This window comes from Flavobacterium sp., from assembly GCF_031422135.1.
GTDB lineage: Bacteria > Bacteroidota > Bacteroidia > Flavobacteriales > Flavobacteriaceae > Flavobacterium.
Window position 1 is genome coordinate 29,443 of the sequence record NZ_JANOQD010000098.1, and the last position, 23,744, is coordinate 53,186.

At 31.3% G+C, this 23,744-nt stretch carries 21 protein-coding genes; 11 read left to right on the forward strand and 10 right to left on the reverse strand.

The features are described from left to right. Positions 1 to 20: 20 nt before the first annotated feature. Positions 21 to 1,931, reverse strand: coding sequence for a T9SS type A sorting domain-containing protein (locus RMO70_RS12710; protein WP_310556814.1), 1,911 nt, complete (start codon positions 1,929 to 1,931; stop codon positions 21 to 23). A gap of 293 nt (positions 1,932 to 2,224) precedes the next feature. On the opposite strand from RMO70_RS12710, the gene RMO70_RS12715 reads away from it, so the two are divergent. From RMO70_RS12715 to RMO70_RS12745, 7 genes are all read left to right on the forward strand, one after another. After that, the gene (locus RMO70_RS12715) at positions 2,225 to 3,436 is read left to right on the forward strand and encodes a helix-turn-helix transcriptional regulator (protein ID WP_310556815.1); all 1,212 of its coding nucleotides are present in this window, start codon (positions 2,225 to 2,227) and stop codon (positions 3,434 to 3,436) included. A gap of 185 nt (positions 3,437 to 3,621) precedes the next feature. Continuing rightward, a complete protein-coding gene (locus RMO70_RS12720; RefSeq protein ID WP_310556816.1) occupies positions 3,622 to 3,978 on the forward strand; it encodes a hypothetical protein in 357 nt (118 codons plus the stop codon). A gap of 44 nt (positions 3,979 to 4,022) precedes the next feature. Continuing rightward, on the forward strand, positions 4,023 to 4,688 hold the full coding sequence (locus RMO70_RS12725; RefSeq protein ID WP_310556817.1) for a GIN domain-containing protein: 666 nt from the start codon (positions 4,023 to 4,025) through the stop codon (positions 4,686 to 4,688). Between the two features lie 39 nt (positions 4,689 to 4,727). Continuing rightward, positions 4,728 to 5,207 carry a DoxX family protein gene (locus tag RMO70_RS12730; RefSeq protein WP_310556818.1) on the forward strand — a complete coding sequence of 160 codons (480 nt, stop codon included), beginning with the start codon at positions 4,728 to 4,730 and terminating at the stop codon, positions 5,205 to 5,207. Positions 5,208 to 5,209: 2 nt separating this feature from the next. Then, a complete protein-coding gene (locus tag RMO70_RS12735) occupies positions 5,210 to 5,581 on the forward strand; it encodes a hypothetical protein (RefSeq protein ID WP_310556819.1) in 372 nt (123 codons plus the stop codon). A gap of 59 nt (positions 5,582 to 5,640) precedes the next feature. Then, on the forward strand, positions 5,641 to 6,177 hold the full coding sequence (locus RMO70_RS12740; protein WP_310556820.1) for a GSCFA domain-containing protein: 537 nt from the start codon (positions 5,641 to 5,643) through the stop codon (positions 6,175 to 6,177). A 37-nt stretch (positions 6,178 to 6,214) separates the two neighbouring features. Beyond that, complete coding sequence (locus RMO70_RS12745; protein ID WP_409025088.1) at positions 6,215 to 6,553, forward strand: nucleotidyl transferase AbiEii/AbiGii toxin family protein; 339 nt, start codon at positions 6,215 to 6,217, stop codon at positions 6,551 to 6,553. A gap of 6 nt (positions 6,554 to 6,559) precedes the next feature. Here the strand turns inward: RMO70_RS12745 and RMO70_RS12750 are convergent, their stop codons facing one another. Beyond that, positions 6,560 to 8,305 (reverse strand): ABC transporter ATP-binding protein, encoded by a 1,746-nt coding sequence (locus RMO70_RS12750; protein ID WP_310556822.1) that lies wholly within the window; start codon positions 8,303 to 8,305, stop codon positions 6,560 to 6,562. Between the two features lie 134 nt (positions 8,306 to 8,439). Here RMO70_RS12750 and RMO70_RS12755 point away from each other — a divergent pair, with 134 nt between their 5' ends. After that, positions 8,440 to 9,390, forward strand: coding sequence for a GSCFA domain-containing protein (locus RMO70_RS12755; RefSeq protein WP_310556823.1), 951 nt, complete (start codon positions 8,440 to 8,442; stop codon positions 9,388 to 9,390). A 2-nt stretch (positions 9,391 to 9,392) separates the two neighbouring features. Next, the gene (locus tag RMO70_RS12760) at positions 9,393 to 10,001 is read left to right on the forward strand and encodes a DUF4230 domain-containing protein (protein ID WP_310556824.1); all 609 of its coding nucleotides are present in this window, start codon (positions 9,393 to 9,395) and stop codon (positions 9,999 to 10,001) included. Here RMO70_RS12760 and RMO70_RS12765 read toward each other — a convergent pair whose 3' ends face one another. The 3 genes from RMO70_RS12765 to RMO70_RS12775 form a co-directional block, all read right to left on the reverse strand. Next, a complete protein-coding gene (locus RMO70_RS12765) occupies positions 10,002 to 11,756 on the reverse strand; it encodes an aromatic amino acid hydroxylase (protein WP_310556825.1) in 1,755 nt (584 codons plus the stop codon). Positions 11,757 to 12,616: 860 nt separating this feature from the next. After that, on the reverse strand, positions 12,617 to 14,683 hold the full coding sequence (locus tag RMO70_RS12770) for a UvrD-helicase domain-containing protein (RefSeq protein WP_310556826.1): 2,067 nt from the start codon (positions 14,681 to 14,683) through the stop codon (positions 12,617 to 12,619). Further along, entirely contained in the window at positions 14,673 to 16,430 is a 1,758-nt protein-coding gene (locus tag RMO70_RS12775; RefSeq protein WP_310556827.1) for an AAA family ATPase, read from the reverse strand. The genes RMO70_RS12770 and RMO70_RS12775 overlap by 11 nt, the downstream gene beginning before the upstream one ends. 230 nt (positions 16,431 to 16,660) lie before the next feature. On the opposite strand from RMO70_RS12775, the gene RMO70_RS12780 reads away from it, so the two are divergent. Next, positions 16,661 to 16,906, forward strand: coding sequence for a hypothetical protein (locus RMO70_RS12780; protein WP_310556828.1), 246 nt, complete (start codon positions 16,661 to 16,663; stop codon positions 16,904 to 16,906). A gap of 142 nt (positions 16,907 to 17,048) precedes the next feature. Here RMO70_RS12780 and RMO70_RS12785 read toward each other — a convergent pair whose 3' ends face one another. From RMO70_RS12785 to RMO70_RS12805, 5 genes are all read right to left on the reverse strand, one after another. Next, positions 17,049 to 17,273 (reverse strand): hypothetical protein, encoded by a 225-nt coding sequence (locus RMO70_RS12785; protein WP_310556829.1) that lies wholly within the window; start codon positions 17,271 to 17,273, stop codon positions 17,049 to 17,051. Positions 17,274 to 17,548: 275 nt separating this feature from the next. Further along, on the reverse strand, positions 17,549 to 18,667 hold the full coding sequence (gene leuB, locus RMO70_RS12790; protein ID WP_310556830.1) for a 3-isopropylmalate dehydrogenase: 1,119 nt from the start codon (positions 18,665 to 18,667) through the stop codon (positions 17,549 to 17,551). 222 nt (positions 18,668 to 18,889) lie between these two features. After that, the gene (leuD, locus tag RMO70_RS12795; protein WP_310556831.1) at positions 18,890 to 19,486 is read right to left on the reverse strand and encodes a 3-isopropylmalate dehydratase small subunit; all 597 of its coding nucleotides are present in this window, start codon (positions 19,484 to 19,486) and stop codon (positions 18,890 to 18,892) included. Between the two features lies 1 nt (position 19,487). Further along, positions 19,488 to 20,870, reverse strand: coding sequence for a 3-isopropylmalate dehydratase large subunit (gene leuC, locus RMO70_RS12800; RefSeq protein WP_310556832.1), 1,383 nt, complete (start codon positions 20,868 to 20,870; stop codon positions 19,488 to 19,490). A gap of 5 nt (positions 20,871 to 20,875) precedes the next feature. After that, positions 20,876 to 22,045 (reverse strand): 2-isopropylmalate synthase, encoded by a 1,170-nt coding sequence (locus tag RMO70_RS12805; protein ID WP_310556848.1) that lies wholly within the window; start codon positions 22,043 to 22,045, stop codon positions 20,876 to 20,878. Between the two features lie 153 nt (positions 22,046 to 22,198). Here RMO70_RS12805 and RMO70_RS12810 point away from each other — a divergent pair, with 153 nt between their 5' ends. Continuing rightward, positions 22,199 to 23,743, forward strand: coding sequence for a hypothetical protein (locus RMO70_RS12810; RefSeq protein ID WP_310556833.1), 1,545 nt, complete (start codon positions 22,199 to 22,201; stop codon positions 23,741 to 23,743). Position 23,744 lies beyond the last annotated feature (1 nt).

The window sequence follows — 23,744 nt, forward strand, 5'->3', positions numbered from 1 at the left end:
TTTAAAAAGTACAAATCAAATTAGTTTTGCTTAATGACTTTAACTATTTTTTCTTTATTCTCAGAAATTACTTTTACAAAATAAGTCCCATTTGGAATTGAAGACAAATCCAATTGAACTCTATTAGAGCTTGAGTTCATTTTGATGATTTGTTGTCCTAAAATGTTGGTTACTATAATATCTGAAATATTATTTGAGTAGCTAATATTCAAAATTGAAGTTGTTGGATTTGGCGAATATCTAAAATTAAAATCATTAAATTCGGACTTACCCAATGTAAATGTTACCGTAACAGCAAGTGGAGCACTGGAGCAAGACCCTACAATGTTTACTGCATAATAGGTGCTGCCATCAGTAATTATTGTAGTAGAGGGTAACGAATTAGTTCCTGCTAAAGCATTGCTCAATGTGCTATACCAAACCGCATTTGTTGGATTTATTAAAATATCAGAAATTGTTGCATCTACACCACTAGTAATCGAAATAGTTTGCGACGTTAGCCCAGCTGGTATTACAGCTAAATCTAAAGTGCTTTCATAAGCACCCATATCGGCTATTGTAAATTGCCTTCTCGGATTGTTAAGAATATCAAGCGTTGTTGTGCTAGTATTGTTGCCTGTGTTAAAACTTGGACTGCCACAGCTAAGTTGTAAACCATCATCTGAAGTCATAAAAACATTGTCTGCTCCGTTTGGGTCTGCATTGTTCATAAACAATGGATTGGTGCTAATATTTGAGCCAGTAACTACAATTCCTTGTATGTTTGAATTACTCATAGTAGGAGTAGAGGTGCTGTTGAATATGCCTGAAGTGCTTCCACCAGTATTACCCCAAATTATGCAATTTTTCAGAATTGGATTTGAATTGTCAAAATTGTATAACCCACCACCATTTGCATCTGCAGAATTATTGTGAATGGTAACATTTATTAACGTTGGAGACGATTGTCTATTGTAAATTCCAGCTCCAGAATCTGCAAAATTATCTATAATTAATACATTAGTTAACACTGAGGAGGCTGAAATATTATTATATATTGCTCCTCCAAGGAAGGCATCATTATTACTTAATGTTACATTATTAAGTGTTGGTGACGAAGACAGGTTATATATACCACCACCGTTTATATCAGCATAATTATCAGTAATTAATACATTATTTAGTGAAGGGGAATTTACATTGTACATTCCTCCTCCAAAATCAGAGATGTTGTTTACAATTGATAGATAGAACAATGTAGGTGTTCCGTTGTTATATATACCGCCACCTTTACTTGCCGCATTGTCTAAAATAGTAATAGTGTCAAGTAAACCAGAAGCTAAGTTATATATTCCTCCTCCGTCACCAAGAGCGCTATTGTTTTTGATTATGCATTTTGAAATGGTAAAATTACCAGTTGTACCTTTAATAAAAACGCCACCTCCACTTCGATTTGCCCCTGAAATAGTTAAAAAATCAGAAATTCCATTCGCTTTTCCATCTTGAATTGTGAATCCGTCCAAAAGCGAAACCTCAATCGGGTTGTTTGAAGTAACCACATGGTACGAATTATCAGTATTGGATCCCGTTGTGCCAATGTCGCCAGTCAAAACGGTTAGATTTACTGTTGGATTTCTACTAATGAGTTGGGTTTCTGTTCCATTAAAGCCACCATAAATCGATACGCCACTTTTCACTAAGAATGTTTTTTCTCGATTGTCAGTAAGTGGTATATTTCCTGTTACATCTAAAGTTGGCAAATAAACGCCCATTTGCACCCAAACGTCATCGCCTGTTGTAGCTAAATTGATTGCGCCTTGTAAATCTGAACTTGCATTTGCCCAAGAAGAGCCATCGCCTGTTCCAGAAGCTATTTGTTTTACATAATAAATGGCTGCATTGCTCGTATATGCTATAAATAAAACGACAAGTAAGAATAATTTTTTTCTCATTGACAATATTTGATGATGATTTTGATTATTTTAATATCTCAAAAATACTACTTATGGAGATACAACCTAAAAATAATGTGCTGAAACACACATTTTTATGTGTAAAATACCTGATTTCCTTTATTTTAAGTAAGATTTTTCTTAATCTATTTAATATTTTATCTAATGTTTATGTTAGATATGGTGTAAAAAAGTAAATTTCAGATCTTATTTATTTGCAGATAAAACTAAAATTTCACTATGCTGGGTATTTAGTATTAAAAAAAAACATAATTTTAGTCAAAATTATTTAGATGCACTTTGATTTTGGTTTCTATAGTTCGCTATTGCTTATTACTTTCTCACAAGGAATAATTTACAGTTTACTATTGTTTAAAAAAGCGATTCAAACCCAAAATAAATCCAATTACTGGTTAAGTTTGTTTGTGTTTTTATGTAGTTTATACATTGCTCCCTGGATGCTAGGTTTTGCAGGATGGTACGACAATCAACCGTATCGCGATTTTATGTTTTATGTGCCATTTCAACATTTGTTTTTCATTGGACCTGTAATCTTTTTTTATACACAAAGTCTATTGAATCCTGCATTTAAGTTTCATAGAAAGCAGTTTTTTCATCTTCTGCCTGGTGTTATGTATCTTGTTTATAATCTCATTATTTATGTGTACGATAAAATAATTCTTAAAGACTATTATTTCTATCAAAACGGTATAGATAAAGATTTTGATCAATGGTATCAAATCACAGGTCAGGCTTCAATGGTGGTCTATTTTATTTTGACTATTCGATATTATAATTTGTATCGGAGATTGATTGTTCAATTGGCTAGTAATGCGGATGCTATGCTGTTCAAATGGATAAAAAATTACCTGATAGCTTTTTTGATTATGATTTTGCTACCCTATTTTTTTGAGATTTTCAATTATTTTTTTCCAAATCCCAATGAATACAAAGAAGGTTGGTGGTTTTATTTGTTTTTTTCGTTAGTGCTATACTACATTGCAGTAACGGGATATTCAAATTCAGTGCATACAAAAATTGGTTTTGAAATGTCAGTGTTTGATAAAAAACCTATTTTGCTATTAAGCGAAAACACAAAAGACCTTAATATTGAAAACAATACGATTGATATTGAATATGAAACTTTTATCGAAAGCATATCGGATGAAGTAATCCAATGGAAAATTAAGATTGAAGATTTAATTCAACAAGATAAATTGTATCAAAATCCTGAATTGTCATTGACAGAAGTTTCGAAAAAATTGCAAACCAATACTTCAGTTATTTCTAAAGCAATCAATCAAGGTTTTCAAATGAATTTTAACGATTTTATAAACAATTATCGTATTGAAGCTGTGAAAGTAATGTTTCAAAATGGGGAACACAAAAAATCTACTCTGCTTGGAATTGCTTACGATTGTGGCTTTAATTCAAAAGCGACTTTTAATCGTGCTTTTAAGAAAAATACCAATTATTCTCCTAAAGAATATCTAAATATGATTTGAGGCTTTTCAGATTTTATATAGAACCCCCTTATTTATAATCACTTTTTTATCAATTCATAATTTGATACCTATTTACTTTGGCTCAAATTATAATTTGAAACGTTATTGATTTTTAGTTGTTGCAATTTTGGTTCATCAAATAACCAGAAACTCATTTTTTGATGTTTCATAAAATTTAAAAAAAGATGAAAAAAATTGTAGTATTATTTGCACTTACTTTAACAACTTTCTCTTGTGGTATTTTGGGATCATTAAATTCCAATACTTCTATTAAACCTAAACAAAGTTTTGTTTTGGGAAACAACCAACACGGTTCATTTCAAACATATTTAAAGAACGAAGGCGTAACAATATTAAAAATATATCAAGCGCCAATTGATGGAGGAACACATTCTCCTGTTTTAATTAAACCACAAGAAACGGCTACCATTAAAACCGAGAAAAATACTGCTTTAATAATAGAAAATACAGGAAACGAATTTGCATCGGTAACTCTAAAAGTAAAAGGCGATTTGAACTTAGGAATGACTTATAATAATTAAAGGTTCAATCATAAATCACAAAATCAATTCTTAAAACACAAATCATGACAAAACTAATTCTCGCAATCGCTTTGACTCTAGTATCAACTTTTGCAAACGCACAACTTAAAGGTTCAGGTAAAACAATTACTAAAACCTATGATTACAAAAATTTTGACAAAATTAATTTTCAGGATTTAGATGGGAAAATTGAGGTTGAAATAGGTATGTTATGGAGTATTTCAGTTACAATTGATGATAATTTAGAAAAACTTTTAACATTCAAATTAAACGAACCGGAAAACGAACTAAAAATTACATTTGATAATAACAGAAACAATAAAATGTACATAGAAAATACAAATTTAAAAATTAAAATCACTATGCCAGAAGCTAGTGTAATCAAACACGAAGGGAATAGTGATTTGGTAGTAAAAAATGTTTTTGGGCGCTATTTCAGAATAGAAAATACAGGAAATGGTGAAACCAAAATCACAGGTTCTGTTGATAAATTAGATATTATAAAAACAGGAAATGGCGACGTTAATGCAGTGAATTTAATGACTCAAAATGCCGAAATAAAAAGTACTGGAAACGGAAATGTAACAATAAATGTTTTTAAAGAATTAACTGGAATTTTATCTGGAAATGGCGATATTAAAAATGTTGGACAAGCAAAATTCAATGCAAATTCATCAAAAAAAGGAAACGGAGAATTGATTAACAAATAAAGTTTCAATCATAAATCATAACATTCAAAATTATAAATTATGAAATTATTAAAACAAATAACAAACCCAATTTTATTGCCACATTGGTCGCAAGATTTACTACTAGCCATACCTAGAATTGTATGCGGCTATTTATTAACCGTAGAATTTGGTTCGCCAAAATTTGGCTTGCCTTGGTCGCCTCCTGACAATGGATTAGGTCTTTTTGAAGTTGCTTTTTGGTTCCCGCAAGATGTTGCTCAATATGGTGGAGTATTTGCATTGCTTCCTGGTTTTTTTGCTTGGATGGGAGCCTTTGCTGAAGGTGTTGGAGGTGTTTTATTAGCATTAGGTATCCAAACTAGAATAGCTTCATTCCTAATACTGTGCACAATGTTAGTTGCTATTTTTATGCAACAAATAGATAATGGATTATGGAATTGTTTGGCCGCAATGGGCTTTCTTTGGGTAGGTCTTTTCTATATGATTTTAGGATCTGGACGATTTGGAGTGGATTATTTAATAACAAAAAATAAATAAAAATGAAAAAGTATCTTATTGTCTCACTAATTTTAGTTTTTGGATTGTCAAGTTGCGTCCAAAAAACACACAAAAAAATCGTAGAATTGACACTCGATGTGTCAAAAATTAAGAACATAAAAACAGTTGGAGTACGTGGAGCGGAAAATCCATTGTCTTGGGATACAGATTATGCTATGAAAGAAATAGTCAAAGACAGTTTGTATCGTATGATAATAAATTTTGAAACGGGTAGATTGTGTTCGGAAATCAAGTTTTCAGTCAATGGTAATCTTGAACTGGAGGGGAAAGAGAATAGGAAAATTTATTTTGAAACTGAAAATGACACCACTTTTGTGAATTGTATTTTTGACACTATAAAAAAGGTTAATTGATTGATACTGTCGTATTATACATTTACAAATAAATTCATAAGTTTGTAAAAATCCTAAAAATGCAATTCCGAACCCAAATATTCATTTCTAAAAGTAATCATCTCATAGATTACAATTCTAGGATGTTATCTTTGGGTTCGTGCTTTGCAGAAAATATGGCTGACAAATTAGAGTATTTTAAATTTCAAAACACTACAAATCCTTTCGAAATTGTTTTTAATCCAGTTTCTATCGAAAGAATTATAGATAGGATAGTTAATCAAAAATTATTTACTGAAAAAGACATTTTTTATCACAACGAACTCTGGCATTGTTTCAAAGTTCATTCTGAGTTGAGTACTTCAGATAAAGATTTGTTTTTGCAAAACTTAAATATAATTCTAGAATCAACAAAACAAGAAATTCTCAAATTTTCCCATTTTATAATTACGTATGGCACATCGTGGGTTTATAGAAACATAGAAGCGAACCAAATTGTTACCAATTGCCATAAAGTGCCTCAAAAGACATTCGCAAAAAAACGGTTTATACTAAACTTAAAAATATTGATTATAAAGTTTCCTTTGTTGATTACAACCAAATTAATATGTTGTTAAGTGGTGTGAAGATTACTTTTTTTCATTTCCTTATAATGTGCCTTTGCATTCAGAATTGAAAGGTTTTATGAAAATGCCAGATTTGCTAACACTCGCTGCAATGAAAGCATTTGCTTTGGGTCATAGATCAAAGTGGAAAGATTATTTAGATTTGTATTTTATTTTAAAATTTCATCACTCATTTGTAGAGATTTCTATTAAAGCAAAAGAAATTTTCAAAGAAGAATTTATTGAAAAACAATTCATAGCACAACTTGGCTATTTTAAAGGTATAAATTATAGTGAAGAAGTTACTTTTCTAATCCCAAATCCGCCAACAGAAGACGAAATTAAAAATTTCTTGACAGAAATAAGTCTTTCAGGCATAGAAGATTAAAAGAGGTTACTTCCGTTCCCCGATTTGTTGTCGCCACATTGCATAATACAACCCTTTTTCTACGAGTAAATCCTCATGTTTTCCCTGTTCGATAATTTTTCCTTGTTCTAGCACAAAAATAGTATCCGCATGCATAACTGTAGAGAGTCGATGCGCAATAATAACCGTAATTCTATTTTGGTTGGAAATGCTTCTGATTGTTGAATTAATTTCTTCTTCGGTAATGGAATCTAATGCTGAAGTTGCTTCATCAAAAATCAATAAATTAGGGTTTCTCAAAATAGCTCGAGCAATAGACAAACGTTGTTTTTCTCCCCCAGAAACTTTAATTCCGCCTTCGCCAATGGTCGAATCTAAACCGTTTTCAGCACGTTGTAATAAATTTTGACAACTAGCTCGTTTTAACGCATTATGTAGTTCTTCATCGGTCGCGTCAGGTTTTACAAACAATAAATTTTCACGAATAGTTCCTGAAAATAATTGTGCGTCTTGGGTTACAAATCCCAGTTGTTGACGTAAATCTAACAAATCTATTTCGCTAGAATCTACGGAATTATACAATACTTTTCCTTCTGCTGGTGGATACAATCCAACCAATAGTTTAACTAAAGTCGTTTTTCCAGCACCTGATGGGCCAACGAACGCAACTGTTTCTCCTTGTTTGATATGAAAATCGATGTTTTCGACTGCTGCATATTTTGCCGTTTTGTGTTTGAAACCAACATTTATAAATTGTAAAGTAGCTATTTTACCTATCGATTTTGGGTTTTTAGGACGAAATTCTGATTTTGCATTTAACAAACTTTCAAAATTTTCCATCGAAACTTTAGTTTCATTTTTTGCAATTATAAAGGCACTTAATTCTTGCAATGGATTGAAAATAAAGAAGGTAAAAAACACCATCGTTAGTAAATCGCCAACTAATATTTTATTGCCAAATAAGAAATAATATAAAGTAAAAATTACGCAAGTTCTCATAAAATGAACCGTAGTTCCTTGTATAAAGCTTAAACTTCTTATGTAACGAATTTTTTGGATTTCTAAACTTAAAATTTTATGCGTGTTCGAGTTCAATCTACTTTCTTCTTGGTCCGTCAAGCCTAAACTTTTTACTAATTCTATGTTTCTTAAACTCTCCGTTGTTGAGCCTGCAAGCGAGTTGGTTTGCATTACAATTTTTCTAGAAACCGCTTTTATTTTTTTTCCTAAAAAAGAACTTATAAAAGCAATTATCGGCGCCGTAAACACAAAAACAAACGCAATACGATAATCTATTCTTGAAATATAAACAATCACAAAAATAAATCCGATAATGGTTTGAAAGATTAATGAAATAGAAAGTGTTATTAATTTCTCCGAATCAGTGCGTGCTTTTTGTAATTTGCTTAAAGTTTCGCCGCTTCGTTGGTCTTCAAAATCTTCGTATGGCAAGTCTAACGATTTTTTAATTCCGTCAGTATACATTTCGGCACCAGTTCTTTGAATGACTAAGTTGGTAAAATAATCCTGAAAATTTTTAGTAATTCTAGAAATCATTGCAGCTCCAAGAGAAAGTCCAATCCAGAAACCAACCGCTTTCAAAAAACCCATTTCGTTGCCTTTGTATTTGGCAATTCCCACACCGCAATCCTGCATTAATTTTCCTGTAATAATCGAATCACTTAAACTAAAACAAATATTTATAGCGGCCATTAACAATGCAAAAAACAATAATAATTTATGTTTTTTTAAGTAAGAATATAGAATGTTCATAGGATGAATTGATTAGGAAAACAGTTAACCAGTTTTTTTAAAGTTGTACAAAAATAACAAATAAATAGGCTAAACTAAATTACTACTGTTAATTGATTCCTAATTTTGTATTTTTGAAACACATTAAAATAGATATGAACTTCACTACAAAAATACCAATTTCAAATAGTAATAATCCAATTGATTATAATTCTAAAATTGTTTCTTTAGGTTCTTGCTTTGCAGAAAATATAGGAGAGAAGTTCGACTATTTTAAATTCCAAAACACAACCAATCCTTTCGGGATAATTTTTAATCCAGTTTCGTTAGAAAAATTAATTTTCAGAATTATACACCAACATTATTTTACTGAAAAAGATGTTTTTTATCACAATGTATGTTGGCATTCTTTTGAAGTGCATTCGGATTTGAGTCATAAAAATAAAGATATTTTTATTGAAAACCTAAATCAGATAATCAAGTCAACGAATCAACAAATCAACGAATCCAAACATATTATTATCACATTAGGAACTTCGTGGGTTTATAGAAACATAGAAACCAACCAAATTGTTGCAAATTGCCATAAAGTGCCTCAAAAGAATTTCACAAAAGAATTGTTGTCAGTAGAAACAATCCAAAAATCAATCGAGAATACAATTAGGCTGATTCATTCTATTAATAAAGAAGTAAAATTTATTTTTACAGTTTCCCCCGTTCGTCATATCAAAGATGGTTTTGTAGAGAATAATGTGAGTAAATCACACTTGTTATCGGCAATTTTCGCAACCATCAATCTTCAACCGTCAACTATCAACTATTTTCCAAGCTACGAAATACTTCTTGACGAACTTCGAGATTACCGTTTTTATGCCCCAGATATGTTGCATCCCAATCAAACCGCAATAGATTATATTTGGGAAAGGTTTTCTCTGACTCAAGTTTCAGACAAAGTCTTTTCAATAATGGAAGAAGTTGATTCCATTCAAAAAGCATTGCTTCACAGACCTTTTAATCCAAATTCTGAAAGTCATCAACAGTTTTTAATAAAAATTCAAGATAAAATAACTAAACTTGTAGCAGAATATCCATTTGTAAAATTTTAAAAATGCGAAACAAAATCAGTATCATTATTACCACAATAGTTGCCATTGCTTTATTATTCAAATTCTGCGAATTCAAAAAAAATGATACTTTTTCATTAGAAAACAACACCAATCTTATTCAACAACAAATTGTCAATGTTGGAAAACTAGTGGTTACTGAAGGACATTTTGCTGAGGTTTTAACATATAAGGATCAAGACACCTATTTTGGAGGCTTAGTCGCTTTTGATAAAAAAGCTTTGATTGTTGTCAATGCCGATGTTTCGGTTGCTTACGATTTGCGTCAAATGAAATATAATGTTGACGAGAAAAATAAAACCATTACGATTTTAAACATCCCAAAAGAAGAAATAAAAATCTCGCCAGATATTCAGTTTTATGATGTCGATCAAAGCAAACTCAATCCTTTTACAGGCGACGATTATAACAGAATAAACAAGTCGGCAAAAGCTTCATTGTCTAAAAAAATAGAGAAATCATCCTTAAAATCCAATGCCAAAAACAGATTAATTTCTGAATTGTCTAAAATCTTATTAGTCACTCATTCTATTGGCTGGAAAGTAACCTACAAAGGACAAGAAGTAACTTCCGAAAATCAGTTTAAGTTATAATCATACACTTTCCTTTTCCAATAGCAATTCCAATCCATTGCTAATTAACTTTGCCACTTCAGGACGAGAAATTTTCAATTGTTCTAAATGAGAAACTATTTTTGAAGTCAAAACAGGATTTTTTTCAGCACACAATTCCGCAATTTCAACAGCAAGCAACCAGTCTTTAGGATGATTTGCCGCTAGTTTTTCAAAAATAGATTCTAATGAGGCATCAGTAGGTTTTCCTGTGCGAATGTCCCGAATATTTTGGTATAAATTTTCCAATTCAAGACGTTTTTCCGTTTTCGAAGCTTTAATCGTTTTTGACGACGGAATATGAGTAATCATATCAAAACTATGCACGTCAGCAGGACCAGAAAACGCCGAAATCACTTTTTTGCCCACTGCCATATCATAAATGCCCCAATCAGGTTGGAACAAAATGGTTTCGTTATGAGTTACCGTGCAATTTTTAAAGCTAATTAAAATAATTTCGCCTTGCAAATTGCGTGAACCTGTAATAATTTCGCCCGAAACAGTAATGTTTCCTTCAAATTCCAAAGTGACTTTCCCAGCTTCATAAATATCATAAGCACGTAAATCACGTGGACTCATATCTTCAATCGCCAAGTTAATTCCTTTGAGTTTCCCTATCGGTGAACCAAAACCTTCCGCGTGCGTATTTGTTCCGTGACCAACCAATTCTTTTTCTCTATAGGACAAAGCTGTTTTTCCAGTGGTTTGAATATACACGGGTTTACCTTCTTCTTCAATTACATTGGTAAACAAACCCGAAATTTGCAAACCAGTACTCAATTCGACAGTGCCAATCGCTTTAGAATGGATTAGTTTTTTAACACTCGATAATCCGCCAGTTCGTAACGCCATCGTGTTTGCAAACTCTTCCAGAACCTGACTCAAAAATGCGAAATCGGGTGTAACATAGAGTTGTGGTTGCGGTTTGGTAATATCAAAACTTTGGTTTACCGCATCAATCGAATACGGCAATTTCTTCACATTATCCGTCATACACCAAGCGCTTTCGCCAATAGACGATAACAATCCAGCACCATATATTTTTGGATTTTCGACCTCGCCAATCAAACCATATTCTACAGTCCACCAGTGCAAGTTGCGTATTTGCGCCATCTCGCTAGGTTCGCCCATATTGTTTTGTAAATAATCCACTTGTTTCTCAGCGGCATCAATTTCCGCTTGAGGCGTGCCTTCTGCTTCTTTGATAATCGATAGCAATCGCACCGCTTCATACAACTCATAATCCCGTCCAGATGAAATCGCTTTGCAGCCTATTTCGCCAAAACGACGCAAATATTCCGCATATTCAGGATTGGCAATAATAGGCGCGTGACCAGCACCTTCGTGAATAATATCTGGTGCAGGTGTGTATTCGATATGCTCCAGCTGACGAATATCAGAAGCAATAACCAGCACATTATACGCCTGAAATTCCATAAAAGCGTTTGGCGGAATAAACCCATCAACAGCCACAGCCGCCCAACCAATATCTTTCAAAATACGGTTCATACCATACATATCTGGAATATTTTCAATTTCCAAACCTGTTTTCTGCAAACCGTCCAGATACGATTCGTGAGCTACTTTCGACAAATAATCTACATTTTTACGCATCACATACCGCCAAACCGCTTGGTTTATAGGCGAATAATCGCGATAATCCTGCGGTTTGATAAACTGCTTTAAATGCTTTGGTAATCTGTCAATAAGTGGGTTACTCTCAAATTGCGCTTCCATAGTGTCTGCTTTGTAATTTGGAGTAAAAATACAAAAATTATTTGGAGCAATTTGCTTCGCCAGTTCACTTTGTTCGTGTCCAGCTATTCACTGCAATCTTTTGTTAAAAAACCCTTTTTTTCTAAGCAATTCTAGGAACTTCCTCTGGTCGTTCTAGAATTACAAGAAAAAAGGGTTTTTTAATCAAAAGGATTTCCGTTGCTATCTGGGCTAGGGAAGTTGGATGAGGTTCATTTTCTTTTTACTCTTGTAAGGTTTTTTTGAACTTTGTAAGTGTTTTTTTTCTTTATTAAATACTTTAAATACAATTGATTTTCAATACTAATTTTTCGTCACTTCGAGTGTTTTTGGCATATAATTTTGAATTTTATAAAAATATTTCATTGCCAAAAATGTATCGAGAAGCCTTATTTTATATAACTTCTCGATACATTTTTTGTTCCGTTTCTCTCCACAAAAAACACTCGAAGTGACGTTTCTAAATAATTACTTCTGACAGGTTATTTTTTAGTAATACTCTTTAATATTTGAATTTATGGGAACAATTAAACACACCGTTTGTCAATTTCGACAAAGGAGTAATCTCACAATTCGTAATGCTTGACATTTCTCCTTCGTCGAAATGACAATATTATCAATAAATACTTCAGTGTTTTTAAAAATTAATCGGTATAGCTTAAAGAAGAATCGAAGTGACGAACTTATCAATTGTTAAAATACACTTCGTTTGGTCATATGGTAAAATCAGTGAAAATAGGTTTTTTGTTAAAAGGATTTTAGTTGCGATCTGGGTTGAGGAGTTGAATGAGGTTCATTTTTTTCTACTCTTGTAAGGTTTTTTGAACCTTGTAGGTGTGGATTCATCTTATTAAATCATTATCCCAATTCCAACCAGCTTTTTCAAATTTCTCTTTCTCTTTTAGTACATTTTCGTCTAAAACTGCAAAACATAATAAATGTGTTGGACGTGAAAAACCAACATACATCATTTTTATTGCTTCTTTACCGGTTGGTTTATTACAATCGTGATTTTGAAAGAAAAGAGGATTCATTGTTGTTTGGCTCATCAATTTTTTAGTTTCGTAAACAGGTGTTTTATAAGCTGATTCTATATACATTGTTGCACAATGTGTTTGACCTTTTACTGAATGAACGGAACTTATTTCAATATTAATTCCGTTTTTTAGTTCTTCTTTTTTAGCTGATTCAGTATTATTAATTTCAGTAAATTGATAATCTTTACTACAAATAAAATCAATTGATTTATTTATAGTTTTCGGAATATAACTTTCTTCGTTATACCAATTCCATTTTATAAAAGTATTTGAAATATATTCATTTATTTTTTGATAAATATTTTCATAATCATTTTTTGTTACTAGACAAAAACACCAATCAAAGAGATTTGCTTTAAAATTATTATAAACATCTTCGCCTTGATTTTTTATAAAAACAATTAATGTACTTTTTCTAAAATGCTTTTTTGTTTCTAAATCAAAATAAATATCTTCAAACCTTAAAATTCTTATGAACGAATTTAATATAGATTTTCTAACTGCTTCTAAAGTTTGTTTTTCTTGGTTAAACAATTGCAAATGTTTTTTTAAACAATCAAAATCTTCTTTTTTTGCTTTACCTTCTTTTGTATATGTTTTAAACAAATCTTTTAGACGAATTTTGTTATTACCTTCTTTGTCTTGCTTTTGTTCATCTTTATCCCAAACAGTAGTCCAACCTATTATTTTAAAACCATTCCTAATGTTTTCTCCACAATCAAGTAAATTATTTGCTTTTATCAAGTCTTCAAATTTTCGCTGTAATTGCTCACCTGTTGTTTCTTTATTAAATAATATCAGATGTGGTTTTATGTTTTTTTCAAGTTTATTTAATCCTTTTACAACAAAACGCGGGTTTTTATTTTCATCTTTTTGTGGGTCTAAAGTAAAGCCATTTACTAAGTTTGCAATTTCTTCTGTTAAACGGTATGAGCTTTTTAGATACTCTATTTTTCTTGGTTTCCAATCACATTCTACTTTTATTTTTTTTCCAGAACTATAAATGGATTGATTAACATCTCCAATTCTTTGAATTACAGTTTTAGAAGTTTCGCTAAAGAAAATATTATCAATGATATTAATTTGAAATTCTTCCAAATCTTGCATTTCATCTATAAAAACATATTTGAACCGTTTTTGAAGTATCTCTTTTAAAATAAGATTTTCAAAAATATTCTTTTTTGCATAAAAGTAACAATCACTATAGTTTAAATAACCTTTTTGAAATATTTTAATTTTAGTTTCTTTAATGAATTTTTTTACCTCTTCAATTTTTGTTTCCGAAGTATTTTCTTTAATCCATTTTTGAGGGCATTTTAAATTAATTTCTTCATCCTTATTTTCGGTACATACATAAATAGTTCCATGAAGATTAATATTAAGATTTGCAGAATAATAAATTGAAGGATTGTTGTTTTTAAAATAAGCTACTGCTTCTTTTGTATGTGCTAAATGGTAATCAAACTCTTTTATGTAGTCCTCGTATTCAATAATCTTAAATTTATTATTATTTTTTTGATTGTATAATGGTATTGTTAAAAAACGATTTATAAAGCTCTGAATAGTTCCAACAAAATTGGGATATTCAAAAAGATGTGGACAATTTTTTTTTAGTTTATTTTCTATTTCATCAACTGCATGATTTGTATGCGCTAAAACCAAAATTCCAGCACCATCTTCAAAAGGCATTTTTTGAGCCAAACAATATAGCTTTGCAATCAAGGCAGTTGTTTTTCCACTTCCAGGAACTGCAAGTAAATCACAAGTATCAAGTTTTTTTATAAAATTAATACGTTCTTTATCGAAAGGGTTTCCGCCAATAAAAATGCTTTCGGCTTCTTTAATGAGTTTATCATCTATCTCAATTTTCATTGCAAGCATGTTTTATTGCTTTGATTAAATAATCTATATATTCATCATTTTCATCAATTGTTAAATCTTTTGAATTCTCTATTTTTTCTGCTAATGTTGATGCAATCTTCACTTTGTCAATTCCTTTATTCTTTAATCTAATCATCAATTCAGTTTCAAAATTCACTTTTTCAGCATTGAATATTTGCGGATGAACTTCTAAAGCTGATTCTAGGAATAGTTTTGATAAACTAGTAGATTTATGGAGACACCATTCTAGAGTCCATTGTTTAGCAAGTCCTAGAGTAACACTTGTATTTTTTAGTTCTGATTCAAGTAAATCTAAATTCGTTCTTTTTGTTTTAGTTTTTTCATCTGCGTCGTTAAAATCTCCATTTTCATCAGGTCTATTGTCTAAATCGGTTACAATTGAAACAGGAACTTTCATGTCTTTAGTGCTGTCATTTCTTAAAAATATTTTTGCAAAATGCAAATATGCAACTGATGCCACATTAACTATTGAAACTTCTTTTTTAGTTAAATCAAGACCTAGATTTTTTGCTATTTCAGGAATTAAAATTTCTTCTGACCAGCCTTCAACTATTATTATTCCTTTTGCGAAAAATAAATTTGATTTTGTAACATCCAAAAAGCGTTTTAGATAAATATAATCCTTGTTTTCTAGTTTTGTATTTCCTTCGCCCATAGGAAAAACATCTTTATTTTTGCAGATTATTAAAGATTTCAAATCAACTTTTGATGCAATATTTGGGCTATGAGTTGTTAAGATAAATTGAATGTTAACTTCTTTGCTTAATTTGTCAATGATTTTCATCTGTGCTTGTGGATGCAGATGAGCTTCAAGTTCCTCAATCATACAAAGTTTTAATCCGTCCCAATTTTCTTTTCTTAAGTGCAGCAATTCGGCAGCCATATACAAACGATTCATTGTTCCAAGTCCTAAACCATTTTGCTCTTCAATTCCTAAAGATAATTTTTCTAAAATGTTTTTTATGTCAGGATTTCCAAAAGAAAATTTTCCTTTGTGTTTGTCATCAATAAAACCTTCTAAAAAATCGTCGATAACATCTTTTATTTTTTCTTTATATCCGCGTTTTTGTTTATCCTCCTTAAAGTCTTTAGTAATTTTCTCATTTATTACTTTAAATTGATCTTCAAACTCGTGAGGAATTCCAATTTTCTTTTTAAAGAGGTCGTGCTCCTGCAAAATTTGAGAAAGTCTGGAGTTTTTCTTTGCAGTTAATTCACTATCTGCATCTCTCAATGCTTTTAGATAGGTGCATTTTAAATAATCTCTTGCATCTGCATTTAATAAGTGTCCAGTTCCATCCATTCCAGCTTTTACATCAGATGGAATGACTCTATTGTTTCTGTATTCAGCTTGATATATTAAAATAAGTTTAGGTCGTTTTTCAAATTTTCCTTCTTCAATTTCTTCATCTTCCCAACCCAACCATTCAATAAAATGTTTGGCTTCATCATCAGAAATTCCAGAAAATTCTAATTCTATTCTTAACTTGTCGGTTTCAGAATTAAAATCTTCTTTCTCAATTTTTATCCATTCATAAGCGTGAGTTTTGAGAACTAACTTGATTGCATCTAAAATAGCACTTTTGCCAGAATCATTTTCACCGATTAAAATATTTAAACCTTTGTTAAAAGGTACAATTAAATCAGGTTCTCTATTTAAATCAGATACTGAACCATATTTCCTAAAATTCCAAAGTTTTAATTTTGATATATACATAGTTTTGCTTTTCGATGGTTTGTAAATTTAACATTTCTAAAACTCACATTCAATTTTAGTTATAAACATTTTCAGTAAAACTAAAACCTCTAAAACATTAAATTTTACGGGAAACCGTAATTTACTGTTTTTATAAAAATTAAAATCCTACAACGTTAAAAAAAACTGTGCAGGATAAACCCAAAACCCAATTGCATTTTTATTATCTTTACTTTATTAAAATTTTGATTATGAATATAGAGCAACATAAAACCAAAATTATTCAAAAAGTGCTAAACATTCAAGATGAAAAATTGTTGGATGAAATTGACACTGTTTTAAATGGCAATTATATTGTTGCATACACCATTGATGGCAAACCATTGACCAAGAACCAATATGTAAATTACATAGAATCAATAAGTGAATCCATTGCAAATGGTGCAAAAACTTTCACCACAGAAGAGGTTAGAAATCGTATTTTCTCTTCTAAATAATGAACTTAGTGTGGTCTGAAGAAGCTAATAATTCATTAGTTAATATTTACCTTTTTATAGAATGTCTTAAATCCTACAAGGTTAAAAAAATCTTTCAGGATAAAAAATCGAAAATAGCTCTATTACGGTTCTAATTCAACTTTCAAATTTTTTTATAAAAATCAGAAATTATTTTTTGGTTTTTATTGAACTTTTCGTATTCGGTTATCGACTTTTTGTTGGTTTGAAGTTTTGAAATAATCTTTATCAAAAAGTTCTTCCATTGCTTTTTGAGTAAGCCAAACACTTTCTTGTTGCAAGTAAACGTCAATACGAATTTTGCCATTGGTGTGGTGTGTAAAATGAATTTTCTTTCTTCGTTTTCCATTTTGGAATCTAAAATCAATGTCGTTTAATTAAGGAAAAATGCTCTTCAATTTATACCTAACAGGTTTTCAAAACCTGTTAAGATAGCAGCTCCTAACAGGTCTCTAAGACCTATTAGGTTTCTAAATAAACTCCTAAATAAATGATTATTGAATCTATAATGCTAATTTTCATTCTCTAGCAAGAACTTGTTTTTATCATATGTAACAGTAACAATCAATTTTTCTGTTAAGGAGTTAATTAACAACTAGCGAATTGATTAATAGTTGTTTGTTTTCAAATCAAACTCGATTTTCCCAAACTTATGTTTTCTAGATTACAATAGCTGTTTTCAGTGCCATTTAGAATGATTGTAGTGATGAAATCGCCAACATAATCTGTTGAAAAACTACGAACAACATTCAAATCAGGAGTAACAATATTCATCTCTAAAGCTTCTTCAACTGCTTTGTGAACAACTTCTGATTCTTGTTTTAAACCAAAATGCTCAAGCAACATTGCTGCGCTTAAAATAGCTGCAATTGGATTGGCAATATTTTTTCCTTTTGCCTGCGGATACGAACCGTGTATGGGTTCAAACATTGCATTGTGGTGCCCAATTGATGCTGAGGCTAATAGACCAATTGATCCACCAATAACACTTCCTTCGTCAGAAATAATATCGCCAAAAAGATTTTCAGTCAAAATCACATCGAACTGCCTTGGGTTCAAAATCATTTGCATAGCGGCATTGTCAACAAATAAGAAATCTAACAAAACATCTGGATATTCTTGGGCAAGATTCGTTACAACTCTACGCCACAATCTGGAAGTTTCTAGAACATTAGCTTTATCAACTAAGGTTAGTTTTTTACGTCTAATTTGTGCTGATTTGAAAGCTAAATGAGCAATTCGCTCTATTTCTAGTTGTGAATATTCACATAAATCAGATGCTATTTTACCATCGTCACTCAATTTTTTTTCTCCGAAATAAATACCTCCAGTTAATTCTCTAAAAATTACCATATCGGTTCCTTCGATGATATTTCGTTTCAAAGGTGATTTTTCAATCAATGAGTCAAATGCTTTAATTGGACGGATGTTTGCAAACAAACCCAGCTCTTTTCTGAGTCGCAACAATCCTTGTTCTGGACGGACTTTTGCATCGGGATTATTGTCATACTTTGGGTCGCCAATTGCTCCAAATAAAACAGCATCCGATTCTGAACACAATTTCAAAGTTTCAACAGGCAACGGATTTCCAGTACTGTCAATAGCAATTGCACCAACTAATGCCTTTTGAAATTCGAACTGATGTGAAAATACTTGTTCTATTGCTTTTAGAATTTTTATGGCTTGATTTGTTACTTCAGGACCAATTCCATCTCCTGACAATACGGCTATTTTTAGTTTCATTGTTTGTGAATTTTATAAATATGATTTGTAATAGTTAATTTGCGAATTATTATATTAAACCGAATAATTAACCTTACATCTTACAATTAATTATCCTGCTATCTTTGTCAAAGTTTTAAACTTTGACAAAGATTATGTAATAAAAGATAGTCGGTTTAATATAATATTGAAAATAAAAGCAACAAACTATCAAATAAAGTATACCGAAATGAGATTTTATTTTTAAAAACTAAATGCTCGACTCAGCTCGAATGCTTCGATTTTTTCTTTATTGTTAATCAAAAAATCAATATCATCGTAGCCGTTTGTCATGCATATTTTTTTGTAGGCATCGATTTCGAATGTTTCATATAAGTCAGTATTTTCAATCGAAATTGTTTGACTCTCTAAATCTACTATTAAAATGCTATCTGGATTTATTTGAATATTGGATAAAATAGTAGCCAAAAACTCGGCAGATACTAAAACAGGTAACAATCCGTTGTTCAGCGCATTTCCTTTAAAAATATCTGCAAAATAACTCGAAACAATTACTTTAAATCCATAGTCAGTAAGTGCCCAAGCAGCGTGTTCGCGACTACTACCACAACCAAAATTATTGCCAGCAACAAGAATATTTCCCGAATATTTTTTAGTATTTAATACAAATGAATTGATAGGATTATTGTTTTTGTCAAATCGCCAATCTCTGAATAGATTGTTACCAAAACCAATTTTGTTGGTAACTTTCAAGAATCTCGCTGGAATTATTTGGTCCGTGTCAATGTTTTCATTTGGTAATGGAACAGCAGTAGATTTTAGTTTTATGAATTTTATCATTTTAATTTAATTTAGAAACATCAATAATTTTTCCTGCAATTGCTGTTGCTGCTGCAACAAGCGGACTTGCCAAAATAGTCCGTGATCCTTGACCTTGTCGGCCTTCAAAATTTCGATTAGAGGTTGCAACGCAGTATTCGCCTGCGGGAATTTTATCGTCATTCATAGCTAAACAAGCAGAACATCCTGGTTGTCGAATCTCAAATCCTGCATTAGCAAAAACCAAATCCAATCCTTCGTCACGTATTTGTTGTGCCACAAGTTGCGATCCAGGTACAATGAGCGCATTTACATTCTTAGCTTTTTGTTTGTCTTTGATATAATGTGCAACTACTCTAAAATCTTCAATTCTAGAGTTGGTACAACTTCCAATAAAAACATAATTTACTTGTTTGTTTATAAGTGATTCGCCTTTTTCGAACCCCATATATTTTAATGATTTCTCGAACGAAACATCGTTTGAAACGGGTATGTTTTCGGTAATTTTTATTCCCATTCCAGGATTGGTTCCAAATGTAATCATCGGTGCAATATCGGCAGCATCAAATGAATATTCTTTGTCAAAAACTGCATTTTCGTCAGAAGGCAGTGTTTTCCAATACTCCATTTTTTTATTCCATTCATCACCTTTTGGGGCAAATTTTTTGTTTTTTAAATAGTCAAAAGTAGTTTCATCTGGAGCAATCATTCCGCCACGAGCACCCATTTCTATGCTCATATTACAAACTGTCATTCTGCCTTCCATTGTCATTTCTTCAAAGATATTTCCAGCATATTCACAGAAATAGCCAGTTCCTGAATTGGTTCCGATTTTTGAGATTATATAGAGAATTACATCTTTTGGTGAAACGTTTTTTTCTAATTTTCCGTTTACATTGACACGTAAACTTTTGGGTTTTTCGAGTAAAAGGCATTGACTTGCAAATACTTGAGCGACTTGGCTTGTGCCTATGCCAAAGGCAATTGCACCAAATGCTCCATGGGTCGATGTGTGGCTATCCCCACAAACCATTGTCATTCCTGGTTGTGTAACACCCAATTCAGGAGCAATAACATGCACTATCCCTTGATATTGATGACCAAGTCCGTAAAGTGTTATGTTGTTTTTATTGCAATTTTGCGTTAATTGCTCTATTTGATTTCTTGACAAATCATCAACAATTGGCAGGTGTTGATTTATTGTTGCCACATTATGATCAGCAGTTGCTACTATTTGTTGTGCTCTAAATACTGGAATTTGACGTTGTTCTAACTCTTCAAATGCCTGCGGACTTGTTACTTCGTGAATCAAATGTTTATCTATGTAAAGAACTTGTGGGCCGTTTTCTATTGTGGTAACAACGTGAGCATCCCAAACTTTATCGAATAATGTTTTATTTTTCATATATATTATGATGCTAAAAGTCCAAGATTGCTAATTTCTATTATTTGATGCACATCGCTGTCTATAATTACTTTTTTTCTATCGGCTAATTTTAAAAATTCGAAATAGACTAAGTCGAGTTGCAACTTTGTAAGTTCATAGCCTATTTTTTTGGCACGATAAGCAAGTGCAGCTCGACCACTTCTGGCGGTTAATATTATTGCTGATTCAGTAACACCTACGTCTCTTGGGTCTATGATTTCATATGTTTCACGATTTTTTATGATTCCATCTTGATGAATTCCCGAGCTGTGTGCAAATGCATTTTCGCCTACAATTGCTTTGTTAGGTTGCACTAGCATACCCATATTTTCTGAAACTAATCTGCTTGTGTCATATAATAATTTGGTGTTAATATTGGTGTCAAATCCTAAGCTTGGATGTTGCTTTAAAATCATCACTACTTCTTCGAGTGATGTATTTCCAGCACGTTCGCCAATTCCGTTGATTGTACATTCAATTTGTCGCACCCCATTTCGAACAGCTGCTATTGAATTGGCTGTTGCTAAGCCAAGGTCGTTATGGCAGTGGCAGGATAAAATTACTTTTTCGATGCCAGCAACGTTATCTTTTAGATACTTTATTTTTGCTCCATATTCGTCTGGCAAACAATATCCTGTTGTATCAGGAATATTTAGCACTGTTGCACCTGCTTTAATTGCTTCGGTGCATACTTTGGCAAGAAAATCGTTATCGGTTCGACCAGCATCTTCAGCATAAAATTCTACATCGTCAACAAAACTTTTAGCAAAAAAAATTGCTTCTGCAGCACGATTTATTATTTCGTCTCTAGAAGCATTAAATTTATATTTTATATGTGAATCAGAAGTTCCAATTCCAGTATGAATTCTTGGTTTTTTGGCAAATTTCAAGGCATTGGCAGCGGAGATAATATCGTCATTGACGGCTCGAGTTAAAGCACAAACAGTTGCATTTCTAACAATTTTTGAAATTTCGACGACCGAATTGAAATCTCCTGGGCTAGAAATTGGAAAACCAGCTTCTATTATATCTACACCCAACTCGTCTAACCGGCGTGCAATGACAACCTTTTGGTCAGTGTTTAGCTTGCATCCAGGGACTTGTTCTCCATCGCGCAAAGTTGTATCGAAAATTTGTATTTTTTGATTATCCATTATCAATAATTGATTTAATTGGGTCATTATAACACTAATTTATATAGATTTGTATCTAAAAATTATCCAAAATAACTTAGTTTACAATATTTAATCGAAAAAATATATTCGTAACTTACACTTTTTCAATGATTTAATTACAATTTAATTACAATGGCAAACCTTTTAAAAGATAATTTAATTGTATTAATTCAATCGTTGTCTCCTTCAGAAAAGCGACATTTCAAATTGTATGTAAATCGATTGGGTGACAATATTGATGCTAAGTTTTTATTGCTTTTTAATCTTCTTGAGAAAATGGACGATTATAACGAAGAGAAAATTTTAAAAAGCAATATTGTTACTAAACTACAACTGTCTAACCTGAAAGCACACTTATACAAACAAATATTAGTGAGTTTGAGAATGAATCCTGTCAATCAAAATATTAGAATTTTGATTAGAGAACAGTTAGATTTTGCTACAATATTATACCATAAGGGTCTATACAAACAAAGTTTAAAAATTCTTGATAAGGCTAAAATTCTAGCCATTGAATATGAAGAGAAAAATATTGCATTTGAAATTGTAGAACTTGAAAAAGTAATCGAATCACAGTATATTACTCGAAGTATTACTACTCGAGCAGATGCATTAGCAATTCAAGCTAAGGAATTGAGTAAACAAAATGTTATTGCAAGCAAACTTTCTAATTTGTCGTTGCAATTATATAGCATTATGCTTAAAAGCGGATATGCTAAAAGCGATGAGGAGGCAAGCAAAATAACAAAATATTTTAATAAACAACTCCCTAAAATAAAAATCGAAACCTTAGGTTTTCGAGAAAAACTTTGGCTTTTTAAGGCCCACTTATGGTATAGTTTTTTGATTCAAGATTTTTTGTCTTGTTACAAATATGCTAATAAGTGGCTTTGCTTGTTTGATGAGAATCAGCAAATGATTTTTTTGAATCCAGTATGGTATATTAAAGGGAATAGTTATTTGTTAGAAAGTTTGTATTTAATCAAGCACAAAACTAAAATGAAAATTGTACTTGAAAATCTTGAAAAAACAATTGCATTAGAACAGTTTCCAAAAAACGATAATTTAAGTTCGCAGTATTTTATTTGTTATTATAACAATAAATTTAATTTGTATTTTCTCGACGGAGATTTTAATGCAGGACTACATTTGGTTGATGAAGTTTTAAGAAAAATTATTGAGAATCGAGATAGAATTGATGAGCATCACGTAATGGTTTTCTATTATAAAATTGCTTGCTTGTATTTTGGGATGGGCGATAATAAAAAATGTATTGCCTATTTAAAAAAGATTATCGAAAATAAAAACCTATCTATTCGTGAAGATTTAATGTGTTTCGCCCGAATTTTAAGTTTAATTGCACATTATGATTCAGGTCAAGATTATATGCTAGAAGTACAGTTAAAAAGTACATACAAATTTTTAATTAAAATGAACGACTTGCATGAAGTACAAAAATTGATAATTAAATTTTTGAAAAATCTTGGAAATATTTATCCGAATGATCTGAAATCCGAGTTTGAAAAAATACACAAAACATTAAAAGTTTTCGAGAATCATCCCTACGAAAAAAGAGCTTTTCTATATTTGGACATTATTTCTTGGTTGGAAAGTAAACTCGAAAACAAATCTGTTGCGTTTGTCATTCAGCAAAAGTCTAAATTATTGTTGAGGTAGA

Excerpts from the sequence above, each read along its gene's own strand:
- RMO70_RS12710 (WP_310556814.1), bottom strand. The coding sequence starts at position 1,931 with ATGAGAAAAAAATTATTCTTACTTGTCGTTTTATTTATAGCATATACG.
- RMO70_RS12715 (WP_310556815.1), top strand. The coding sequence starts at position 2,225 with ATGCACTTTGATTTTGGTTTCTATAGTTCGCTATTGCTTATTACTTTC.
- RMO70_RS12720 (WP_310556816.1), top strand. The coding sequence starts at position 3,622 with ATGAAAAAAATTGTAGTATTATTTGCACTTACTTTAACAACTTTCTCT.
- RMO70_RS12725 (WP_310556817.1), top strand. The coding sequence starts at position 4,023 with ATGACAAAACTAATTCTCGCAATCGCTTTGACTCTAGTATCAACTTTT.
- RMO70_RS12730 (WP_310556818.1), top strand. The coding sequence starts at position 4,728 with ATGAAATTATTAAAACAAATAACAAACCCAATTTTATTGCCACATTGG.
- RMO70_RS12735 (WP_310556819.1), top strand. The coding sequence starts at position 5,210 with ATGAAAAAGTATCTTATTGTCTCACTAATTTTAGTTTTTGGATTGTCA.
- RMO70_RS12740 (WP_310556820.1), top strand. The coding sequence starts at position 5,641 with ATGCAATTCCGAACCCAAATATTCATTTCTAAAAGTAATCATCTCATA.
- RMO70_RS12750 (WP_310556822.1), bottom strand. The coding sequence starts at position 8,305 with ATGAACATTCTATATTCTTACTTAAAAAAACATAAATTATTATTGTTT.
- RMO70_RS12755 (WP_310556823.1), top strand. The coding sequence starts at position 8,440 with ATGAACTTCACTACAAAAATACCAATTTCAAATAGTAATAATCCAATT.
- RMO70_RS12760 (WP_310556824.1), top strand. The coding sequence starts at position 9,393 with ATGCGAAACAAAATCAGTATCATTATTACCACAATAGTTGCCATTGCT.
- RMO70_RS12765 (WP_310556825.1), bottom strand. The coding sequence starts at position 11,756 with ATGGAAGCGCAATTTGAGAGTAACCCACTTATTGACAGATTACCAAAG.
- RMO70_RS12770 (WP_310556826.1), bottom strand. The coding sequence starts at position 14,683 with ATGAAAATTGAGATAGATGATAAACTCATTAAAGAAGCCGAAAGCATT.
- RMO70_RS12775 (WP_310556827.1), bottom strand. The coding sequence starts at position 16,430 with ATGTATATATCAAAATTAAAACTTTGGAATTTTAGGAAATATGGTTCA.
- RMO70_RS12780 (WP_310556828.1), top strand. The coding sequence starts at position 16,661 with ATGAATATAGAGCAACATAAAACCAAAATTATTCAAAAAGTGCTAAAC.
- RMO70_RS12785 (WP_310556829.1), bottom strand. The coding sequence starts at position 17,273 with ATGGAAAACGAAGAAAGAAAATTCATTTTACACACCACACCAATGGCA.
- leuB (WP_310556830.1), bottom strand. The coding sequence starts at position 18,667 with ATGAAACTAAAAATAGCCGTATTGTCAGGAGATGGAATTGGTCCTGAA.
- leuD (WP_310556831.1), bottom strand. The coding sequence starts at position 19,486 with ATGATAAAATTCATAAAACTAAAATCTACTGCTGTTCCATTACCAAAT.
- leuC (WP_310556832.1), bottom strand. The coding sequence starts at position 20,870 with ATGAAAAATAAAACATTATTCGATAAAGTTTGGGATGCTCACGTTGTT.
- RMO70_RS12805 (WP_310556848.1), bottom strand. The coding sequence starts at position 22,045 with ATGGATAATCAAAAAATACAAATTTTCGATACAACTTTGCGCGATGGA.
- RMO70_RS12810 (WP_310556833.1), top strand. The coding sequence starts at position 22,199 with ATGGCAAACCTTTTAAAAGATAATTTAATTGTATTAATTCAATCGTTG.